We start from the raw sequence: 9329 nt of genomic DNA on the forward strand, positions 1-9329 counted from the left end.
GGGAACGCTCATGCCCCGTACGACCGACGGATCCCCGACGGCGAACCTCAACACGGGGGGCGGGCGATGGGCGGGGAACGCCCACGCCCAGGCGCCGTGGGGGCTGACGGGTCCGCGACGGAAGCCTCGGCGTACAGGACGGGCGGCGGCGCGGGTGCTCGGCCGGTCGGGTCGGGGCCTCCCCGCCGGTCACCGTGCGGATCCGACGCGCACTCGGGGGTCCGACGCGGACTCAGGTGTCCGGGCGGACTCAGGTGTCCGGGCGGACTCAGGTGTCCGACGCCGCGTCGTGGCAGGCCCGGCGGCCCGGCGGCGTGCCGACGCTCCGCGCCGCGTCGCGGCGTTCGGAGGGTTCCGTCAGGGGCGGCGGAGCCTGACGGCCAGGAAGGACGGGCTGGTGTGGGTCTTCTCGTAGCGACGTGGATCGGCCAGTCGGGCCTTCTCGGTGGCGCGCGGCTCTGCCAGCTCCTCCAGCACGAAGCCGGCGCCCAGCAGTTCGCCGAGGAACTTCTCCAGCGTCATCCGCCAGTAGCTCAGCGCGAACCGACCGCCGAAGGGAAGCTCGACACGTTCGTCGGAGAAGTAGGAGCCGCCGAAGTAGGTCCAGTCACCGGTGGGGTGGGTCGTGGAGACGAGCAGGGTGCCGCCTGGTCGCAGCACGCGCCGGATCTCGGCCAGGAGCTGCTCGCGCGCGTCGATGTGGTGGTAGACGAGCGCCATCACGGCCAGGTCGAAGGACTGGTCCTCCAGGAAGGCCAGCGGTTCCTCCAGGTCGTGCCGGTGCAGGACGGCGCGGTCGCCGAGCCGCCGCTCCGCGGCGCGCAGCATGCTCTCGCTCCCGTCCACGCCGACGACCCACGCGGCGCCCAGCTCGAGGAGTTCGGCGGCGTAGTGGCCCGCCCCGCAGCCGAGATCCACCACCCGCAGCCCACTCACATCGCCGGCGAGCCTCAGCATGGCCGGCCGGTCGGTGTGGGCGTTGTAGGCGCTGTCCGTGGCCTGGGCGGCGAACCGCTCGCCCATCTCTCCGTGGTACGCGGTGTCGGCTCTCATCCGACCATCCTCACAGTCGGCTCCGCCACCTCACCAGACGTTTCCCGGTGCCGGCGTGCCGGGTCCGTGCCCGGTCGCGCACGCGGGCCCCCGGCGCCGCCCGCGCCGCCCTCCCGGTGAGACAGGTGCCGCCGCTTCGACGATCGGCGTGATCAGGCGGGTGGGCGCCGAGGCGCTGCTGGTGGTGTCAGCCTCTGGACGTGGGTGACGGTGCCGCGTCGGCATGCCTGCTGGACCGAAGGGTGGCGAGGCCGAAGGCCAGTCCTCCGGCGATGAACCAGGGGTTCCAGAGGGCCAGCGTCCAGGCCCGCTGGCTCTCGCTCACGGAGGTGTCCAGGTGCGTTGTGTCGGTCAGCAGCAACACCTCGACGCCGACGCCACGGGCCAGTAGGAGGGCGCTGGCGCTCCACCCCAGCCACCGTGCCAGCAGAGCGGGAACGCCCCGGAGCCTGGACCGGGCGAGCACCCATGCCAGCAGGGCGCCGAGGAGGCAGAGCGCACCCACACCCCACAATCCGACCACGACGAACCACAGCGGGCGCTCGGTGGCCAGCGGACCGGCGGAGACGCTCAGCCCCACATCACCGCCGACGGCCCAGTAGAAGTGCAACCCGGCGAACGCGGCCGCCCACAAGCATGCGATACGCCCCCACAGCGTGGACGGCTCCGCGCCCGTTTCCTCGGGAGCGCGTTTCACCGCCGGCCCTCGAGGGCGTCACGCCTGTCAGCGCACGGGCCGTCCGCTTCCTGTGGCAACACGATGAACGCGGTGCCCTTGGTCAGGTCGATGCTGGAGCGGGGCGGCGCACCGTCGGTCTCGTCGTCCCGCTGCAGCAGTTCCACCCGTCGCTGCTCCAGCCCCACCGTCTTGTTTCCGTTCACGACCGCCGTGAATTCATCGAAGGCGATGTTCGACAACGACCGCCCCGTGCGCCTGCGTACCCACGGGATCAAGCCCAGCCCCGTGAACCATCGCCACAGGCTCTCCGCCAAAGCGAAGAAGACCAGGAGACACACGAATGCCGAGAACGACATGGCCCACATCGCCACCGTTGCCCCCCGATTCCTCAACACAGTCGACGGTCCGGAAACGACAGAGGGAGCGACGTCGTTCCCATCGGACATGTGGACTGGGAGAGTCGTTCCCATCGGACATGTGGACGGGGAGAACTGGCAGAGCGCACGGAACCGCCCGCGAGCGCGCTCGTCGTCCCACCGCTAACGTGACGGGGTGTCTGATCATGAAACCTTCTGCCGCCGGGTTCCACTACCGGGCCACCTCCACACACCGGGTCGACACTCGCGGCCAGGAGCCCCACGAGCGCAAGTACCATGCCGGGCACCGCTGGTGGACCCTGCGCGAGCTGGTCGACAGCGATGACACCATCCACCCGTCGGGCCTCGCGGGGTTGGTGGCCGAGTTGGTCGCCGGACGTGTCCCCGCGCAGCCCGTACGGCTGCCCTGGCACCACTGACTCACGAGGTCACGACGACGGCGCGGCGAAGGGTCCAGAAGGGCACCGGATCACGGTCGCCACCACCCACCACGTCAGCGTGGACGGGATACCGCGGACGACGCGCTGCCCTAGCGACGGTAGAGGGCCTGGGCGCGCCGCAGATCCACGGGCGCGTCCTCCGGGAGGGAGAGGAAGTGCTCGACCTGCCACGTCTGGGTGGTGCGAGCCTGACGGTTGGTGGTCGTCACCCACGGCGGATAGACGCGGAATCCCCGTTTCCCACCGGTGCCGTCGCGGGAGACGATGTCCCGCTCGCGGAGCACCTCCCGCGGGAAGACGAACTGTCCGAAGCCGTCGCCGTCGTGGCTGCTGATGACGAACAGGTCCACGGCGTCGTCGACGTCGAAGGGCCGGATCGGCCCCTCGGCGGACCGCTGCCAGACGGTGACGAACTGGCCGACCTTGTTCGGGGTGGTCTTGCCCACCCGGAACCTGACCGAGAGGCCGTTCACCGTGAGCGCGTGAGCGGCGTACTCGGCGCCCTCCGCCTCCGGTACCGGGGGCGAACAGGCGAGGCCGGCCGGCTCGTACACCCGTGTCCTCGCCGCCGCCAGGTCCCCGTGGGCGGCCCACGGCTCGTTCGTCGTCACTCCCCCATCCTGCCATCGGGGAGACGGGCCGCCTCGCACCCCCTTCACATGGGGGCGGCCGGCGAGAGGGGTGGGTGTGCGCGGGGTCAGGGCCCGGCGGCGACGTCGGCGACCGGTGGCGGGGAGGTGGGGAGGCCGGGGTGGCCTGGGTGGGGGGTCAGGATGCGGCCGAGGATGTTCTCGACCTCGGTGCGGGTGGGCGGCCGGGTCGCGGCCAGGCCGCGGAGCGTGAGGCCGTTCATGGCGGCGGTCACGGTCTGGGCCGTGACGGGGTCGACGTACGCGAGGAGGAGGTTGGTGGTCGTCTCGGTGTACCGGTCGGCGATGGGACGGAGGGCAGACCGGCGCAGCGCCGCGAGGTAGAGCTCCAGCTGGACGACCTCCTGATCCCGATGAGGGCCGAAGCAGCCCATGAGCGCGTCGGTGAGGAGGACGGTGAGCTGGTGGGGGGTGAGCTCGGGCCGGTGGGCGGCCCACTCCTCGAGCGTGGCGGCGTAGCGGTGGTAGGCGCGCTCCAGAGCGGCCTTGATGAGGTCGTCCTTGGTGGCGAAGTGGTACGTCGTCGCCCCGAGGGGGACGCCGGCTTCCTCGGCGACCGCGCGGTGGGTCAGGCCCTCGATGCCCCGGTCCGCGATGACCCGCTCGGTGGCGGCGGCGATCTCCTCGATCCGCCGCGCGGGGTCGCGGCGGCGCCGTGCGGGCTTGTCGGCGGCCATCCTGAACACTCCCGGGCTTCCACGAACCGAATCAGTACTTACGTACTATACAGCGAGTGAGGCGCAGGCGGCGTCCGGGCCGCGACCCACCTATCCCGTGACACACACAGCCACCCCCGCCATCCTCTCAGCCACCACACGACACGGACACAGGGCGCGCAACCGACGCCTCACGGAGAGAAACGGGACCTATGTCCGTATTGCACAGCAGCCCTCTCCTGCTTACAGTACTTCTGTACTACACCGGGCCCGGGCAACAGCTCAGGCCGCACGCCACCCGCCCCGAGCATCGTCATCGGCCGGGGCGTCCGCTGGCTCGCTCCGCGCGCCGAGCGCGGCACCGGCACCGGCACCGGCACCGGCACCCATCGCACCGGACCCACCCGTCCCCCGAAGCACAAGGAGTCATCCGTGAAGAAGGAGTCACCCATGAAGATCGCAGTCCTGGGAACCGGCGGCGGCGCCCGCGCCCACATCGCCCGGCTCCACGAGCTCGGCCACGAGGTCGTCGTCGGCACGCGCGACCCGCAGGCCACTCTCGCCCGCACCGAGCCCGACATGATGGGCAACCCGCCCTTCGGCCAGTGGGTCGCCGATCACCCCGGGGTCGAGCTGCGCACCTTCGGTGACGCCGCCGCCGAGGGCGAGCTCGTCATCAGCGGCATCGACGGGATCAACGCGGTCGCCGCGCTCACCGCCATCGCCGACCGGCTGGCCGGCAAGACCCTCGTCGACTACGCCGTGCCCTTCGTCTACAACCCCGACATCGAGCACCCCTGGCCCACGCCCTGGGGCGTCATGCCCACCTTCGACCCCTGCGACAGCGACAGCCTCGGCGAACAGATCCAACGTGCCCTCCCGGACACCAAGGTCGTCAAGGGCTTCGTCACTCAGGAGCAGACGACCGTCGTCGATCCCCAGGCCGTCGCGGGCGGGGACCACACGATGTTCATCGCCGGGGACCACGCCGACGCCAAGCAGGCCGTGACCGCGCTCCTCCGCTCGTACGGCTGGACCGACATCCTCGACCTGGGCGGCATCGTCTCCGCACGTGGCATGGAGATGTACGCGCACCTGCACAGCGCCATCGGCTTCGCCCTCGGATTCGGCAGCCCTTTCGGCATCAAGGTGATGCGCTGAGGGGGCGGTGAGGGGCACGGAGGGAGACTGAGGGGGCGATTCCCGGTCGGCCAGGGGCGGTTCCGTCCCTGCCGACGGACGGGGAGCCTAACGGAGGGGCCTCTCGAGCCAGGCGACGTCCCAGTAGGTGCCGAACTTCCGGCCCACCTCGTGGTGGACGCCCGCCGGGCGGAAGCCGAAGCGCTGGTGCAGACGCATGGACGCCTCGTTGGGCTGGGTGATCACCGCGTAGGCGCGGTGCACGTCCTCCTCGGCCAGCGCCTCGAAGAGCGCCTGGTACAGCAGGCCGCCGAGGCCGCGTCCGGTGTGCTCCGGGGCGAGGTAGATGCTGGTCTCCACCGACGTCTCGTACGCCTGCTTGGGGCGCAGGGCGCTGCTGGTGGCGTACCCGAGGACCTGGCCCGCCTCCTCGGCGACCAGGAGTCGGTGTCGGCCGGTGGGAGGGTGGTCGGCCAGCCACCGCGCACGGTCCTCGACGTGGACGGGCTCCACGTCGAACGTGATCGGCGTATGGATCACGTAGTGGTTGTAGATGTCGGTGAGCTCCTTCAGGTGCTCCTCCGTCCCCGGCCGGATGCGTATGCCGGTGCCCACCTCGGTGTTCTGCCGCACGAGTCACTCCCTCCTCACAGGAGCGGGCACTGTACCCATCGCGTATTACGAGAGCGTTTCCCCTCTGGAGTGCCGCCGCGCTCCGGAGTACCGCCGCACCGGGTCGCCGCCCTTGGAGTCTCGCGAGCCCTGGAGTGTCGCGAGCCCTGGAGTGTCGCCGGATCCCCGCTCGCGCCGCCGCCCACTCGTAGGGAAGGGCCACTCATCGGCCACGAGCTCTGCGCCCCGTGGTGCCCCGTGGCGCCCGCCCTGCCGCCGCGGGTCCCTCGGGTACCGCCGCCACCGGCAGAAACGTCCAACGACCGCCTCGTCGGTCGTGGTGCGGCGCTTGCACGCTGCACCCATGGGGGGACTATACGAACCGCACATCTGCCGCGCATGCCAGCAGGGCCGCCCCACCGTCGCGCAGCGACGCACCGGTGCCATCCTCTGCGACCCCTGCTACCAGGACGCCCTGACGCTTGACGCCCACGACCGGGCGATCGCCGAGCGCGCTGACGCGCCACCGCCTCCGGCCCCGCCCCGCTGCCGCGACTGCGCGCGCCACCAGGACCGGTACGAGACCCGTTACGGGCACTGGGTGCTGTTGGAGCCCCGCGTCCTGCTCCCGATACCCCTCGTACCCGAAGGGCGGCGGTGGATCGTCTCGGGCGACGGGCGCGCCGAGAACCACGACACTCCGCCGCCGCCCGAGACGCGCTGTCGCATTCCGCACCGGCTCGTCTGTCCCGTGTGGCCGCGTCCCCGGCAACCCCTTCTCGCCGCCGTCTGGGACCTCAACCGCAGCCACCACCCCGGCGCCGGATAGCCGACACGCCGCGGCCAGGACCCTCGGTCACCCCCTCCGGTTCCACCCCTCAGTCGCCTTGCGGAAGGCCCTGATTCGCTTCTGTCAGTCGGTGTCGGTGGCGGCCAGCACCGCGATGCGGCGGCCGTCCGGGGTGAGTGCCACCACGCCGAAGTCGTTGATCTCGTTGTGGAACCAGGCGGAGTCCGCCTCGAACCGCAGCCAGGTGCAGGCCGACGCCAGCCGCTCGACCTCGTCGGGGTCGGCGTCCGGCCGGGCGCCGGCCAGCCCCGCCAGCGACCGCCAGGCCTTCAGGCGTCCATAGGCGCCGTGGACGCCCCCGCCGTAGATCGCGGTGTGTGAGGCGGTCGTGAACAGCAGATGCCACACCTCGCCGAGGGAGCAGGGGGCATAGCTGAAGCGGCCGTCCTCCCCCAGTCCCTCCAGACACTCCATCGGCAGCGAGGCGACCACGGCCGGCAGCGCCTCCGGGCTGACGGGGTGCTCCGTGGTGAAGACCGCCACGTCGTGACCACCCCAACCACCCTGCTCCGGCGGCCCTCCGATCGCCCCCGCGAGGCGCACCGTCGTGGCGTCGACCACCGGGTGCCCGGCCCCGGCCCGCCGAGCGGCGGCGTCGAGCGGCACCGGCGAGGACATCTGCGGACAGCCCCCACCGGCGCCGCCGTTGTAGTGGCGGCTGGGGAGGTAGGCGGAGATTCCGCGCTCCATGTCCGCGAGCCGGTCGGGCAACCAGGCCAGGCCGCCCCACGGGGCGCAGAAGTGGATGTTGCCGGACCGTCGGTAGATCTCCTGCGCGTCGACACCGCGCAGCAGCACCTCGTGGAACAGGCAGGCACGCAGTTCGTCCCACAACTGCCCACCGTCGTAGGAGAGGGCGGGGAGCAGGTCGTCCAGCGACTGGGCCTCGGCGAGGAGCGAGGCCAGCAGGCGGGGGCCGGTCGGTGAGCCGGCGTTGGTCCGGTGCGCCGCGCGGTACAGGCGCAGCAGCTGCTCGACGAAGGGCCGGCCGGGGCTGAGGGCAAGGATCCGCAGGGTGTTCGCCAACCGGTGGTCCAGGGTGTCGAGTCGCTTGCGGAGCTTCTCCCGTTCCCCCGTGAGGGCCTCGCCCCACTCCGCGATCCGCTCCGCCTCACCGGCCCGCGCCCAGTCCTTCGGCGCGTCCCACGGCGTCTCGTCTATCTCCGCGGCGTCCACTCGCTGCTCCCCGTCATAATGCGGTCTTCGTCGACGTCCATGATCCCGCACCTGCTCGGCCCGCCCTCGCCGACCCGGTTTTCGGCCGCCGGACCGACGCACCATCACGTCCGGGGACCTCGACGGCGAGACGAACAGCGAGGCGAGCCGCATCCCATGTGTTCTGTTTCCGGACCCGGAGCCGGGAAGATCGGCCCCAGTCCGATGTGATCACTTTCTCCTGTGGGAGGCCGATCGGTAGGCTGTGGGCCTGATTCGTCGGTGCCCCTGTCACCTGCGCTCTGCCCCTTCTACGGCGGAGCGGAGGCAGGCGCCGAGCGAGGCTGTGCTGTCGTTGCGAGAGTCAGGGGGGATGTAATGAGCAGCGCGCCTCTGCCGTCGCGCATCGGTCCGTACCTCGTCGAGCGCCGACTCGGCGCGGGCGGGATGGGGGAGGTGTACCTCGCCTACTCGGTCGCGGGTGAACCGGTTGCCGTGAAGGTGATCCGGCCCGACCGTACGGACCCCCACACGCGCGCCCGGTTTGAACGCGAGGCGGCGATCGCGCGCACGATCTCGGGTACGGGCCGTGTGGCCCGTTTCATCGAGGCGGACCCGTTCGCCGAGCAGCCCTGGCTGGCCATGGACTATGTCCCCGGCCGGCCGCTTTCCGACGTCGTGCGGGACCAGGGTCCGTTGTCCGCGCCGCTCGTGGCGAGCCTCGGCGCGCTGCTGGCTGAGGGACTTGCCGCTGTGCACGCCGCCGGTCTGGTGCACCGCGACCTGAAGGCGCAGAACGTCATCCTCGGCGACTTCGGTCCGGTGATCATCGACTTCGGCCTCGGCGCTTTCGTCGGAGCGTCCAAGGGAACGCTCACGCAGGCCGGCACGGTCATCGGCACGGTTCGCTGCATGCCGCCCGAGCAGGCCCTGGGCGAGGTGGACGTGACGCAGGCCGCTGACGTGTACGGCCTGGGCACCGTACTTCTGTACGCGGCGACCGAGCACTACCCGTACGACGGCGCCCGGTGGGAGGCAGTCGCCGCGCAGGTGGTCAACCCCGACATCGGCCCCGATCTGTCCGGGCTGCCCGATGAACTGGCCCCGATCGTGGCGGGCATGCTGGCGCACAAAGCGGACGACCGTCCCTCCCTGGAGGAGGTGACCCGGCAGTGTGCCGACCTCATGCGTCAGCTGGGTACGAGTCCGGCTCGTGCACGGCGCGCTCTGATCCAGGAGACGACGGCGAAGGACCATTCCACGATGGTGCTGCCGCAGCCTGACGGACCGATGCTGGACCGGCTCGACTCGCTGGAGAAACTGCTGCGCGAAGAGCCGGCGATCTCGGTTGAAAAGATCTTTGTCTCGGCACCTGGCAGTGAATCCGGTCCGGACTCACCTGCCGCGAGCGACACCGTGAGCCCACTTCCGCCCGTGTCCGTGCAGGTACCCGAGCCCGCGAGCGGAAGCCCGGCTGCGCCCACACCACAGAAGGGCCGCCCTCCCGCTTCCCGGAAGGTCGCCGAGGAGTTGCGCCAGCGCTACGCGGCGGGGCCCGCGCTCACCTGGTCGAGGCGCTGAACCGCTCTTCCACCCTTCTACCGGCGAGGCCGGTCCAGGGGCGATGGAAAGAGCGAGCGGCGTCGACCCTGGATTCGCCGGCGCCCGTCTCACCCCTCGGCCACCTCAAAGGTCGCCCTCCCACGACCACATTGCA

At 71.3% G+C, this 9329-nt stretch carries 11 protein-coding genes; 4 read left to right on the plus strand and 7 right to left on the minus strand.

The window, feature by feature from the left end:
- Nucleotides 1–357 precede the first annotated feature (357 nt).
- From LRS74_RS01890 to LRS74_RS01900, 3 genes are all read right to left on the minus strand, one after another.
- Nucleotides 358–1053, minus strand: a complete 696-nt coding sequence (locus tag LRS74_RS01890; protein WP_277739299.1) for a methyltransferase domain-containing protein — start codon at nt 1051–1053, stop codon at nt 358–360.
- A gap of 187 nt (nt 1054–1240) precedes the next feature.
- Nucleotides 1241–1750 carry a DUF3995 domain-containing protein gene (locus tag LRS74_RS01895; RefSeq protein WP_277739300.1) on the minus strand — a complete coding sequence of 170 codons (510 nt, stop codon included), beginning with the start codon at nt 1748–1750 and terminating at the stop codon, nt 1241–1243.
- The gene (locus LRS74_RS01900; protein ID WP_277744559.1) at nt 1747–2097 is read right to left on the minus strand and encodes a DUF6191 domain-containing protein; all 351 of its coding nucleotides are present in this window, start codon (nt 2095–2097) and stop codon (nt 1747–1749) included. The genes LRS74_RS01895 and LRS74_RS01900 overlap by 4 nt, the downstream gene beginning before the upstream one ends.
- Before the next feature lie 197 nt (nt 2098–2294).
- On the opposite strand from LRS74_RS01900, the gene LRS74_RS01905 reads away from it, so the two are divergent.
- Nucleotides 2295–2528, plus strand: coding sequence for a hypothetical protein (locus LRS74_RS01905; RefSeq protein ID WP_277739301.1), 234 nt, complete (start codon nt 2295–2297; stop codon nt 2526–2528).
- Nucleotides 2529–2638: 110 nt separating this feature from the next.
- Here LRS74_RS01905 and LRS74_RS01910 read toward each other — a convergent pair whose 3' ends face one another.
- Both LRS74_RS01910 and LRS74_RS01915 read right to left on the minus strand, forming a co-directional pair.
- Entirely contained in the window at nt 2639–3160 is a 522-nt protein-coding gene (locus LRS74_RS01910; RefSeq protein WP_277739302.1) for a MepB family protein, read from the minus strand.
- A gap of 86 nt (nt 3161–3246) precedes the next feature.
- A complete protein-coding gene (locus tag LRS74_RS01915) occupies nt 3247–3876 on the minus strand; it encodes a TetR family transcriptional regulator (protein ID WP_277739303.1) in 630 nt (209 codons plus the stop codon).
- A gap of 429 nt (nt 3877–4305) precedes the next feature.
- On the opposite strand from LRS74_RS01915, the gene LRS74_RS01920 reads away from it, so the two are divergent.
- Nucleotides 4306–5016, plus strand: coding sequence for an NAD(P)-binding domain-containing protein (locus LRS74_RS01920; RefSeq protein ID WP_277739304.1), 711 nt, complete (start codon nt 4306–4308; stop codon nt 5014–5016).
- A gap of 87 nt (nt 5017–5103) precedes the next feature.
- On the opposite strand, the gene LRS74_RS01925 is transcribed toward LRS74_RS01920, so the two are convergent.
- Complete coding sequence (locus tag LRS74_RS01925) at nt 5104–5628, minus strand: GNAT family N-acetyltransferase (protein ID WP_277739305.1); 525 nt, start codon at nt 5626–5628, stop codon at nt 5104–5106.
- A gap of 343 nt (nt 5629–5971) precedes the next feature.
- Here LRS74_RS01925 and LRS74_RS01930 point away from each other — a divergent pair, with 343 nt between their 5' ends.
- On the plus strand, nt 5972–6436 hold the full coding sequence (locus tag LRS74_RS01930) for a DUF6083 domain-containing protein (protein ID WP_277739306.1): 465 nt from the start codon (nt 5972–5974) through the stop codon (nt 6434–6436).
- A gap of 84 nt (nt 6437–6520) precedes the next feature.
- On the opposite strand, the gene LRS74_RS01935 is transcribed toward LRS74_RS01930, so the two are convergent.
- A complete protein-coding gene (locus tag LRS74_RS01935; protein WP_277739307.1) occupies nt 6521–7633 on the minus strand; it encodes a DUF6183 family protein in 1113 nt (370 codons plus the stop codon).
- Nucleotides 7634–7990: 357 nt separating this feature from the next.
- On the opposite strand from LRS74_RS01935, the gene LRS74_RS01940 reads away from it, so the two are divergent.
- Nucleotides 7991–9193: a serine/threonine-protein kinase gene (locus LRS74_RS01940; RefSeq protein ID WP_277739308.1), complete on the plus strand. Its 1203-nt coding sequence runs from the start codon at nt 7991–7993 to the stop codon at nt 9191–9193.
- Nucleotides 9194–9329: the final 136 nt, after the last annotated feature.

The organism is Streptomyces sp. LX-29 (genome assembly GCF_029541745.1).
In the GTDB taxonomy this organism is placed as follows: domain Bacteria; phylum Actinomycetota; class Actinomycetes; order Streptomycetales; family Streptomycetaceae; genus Streptomyces.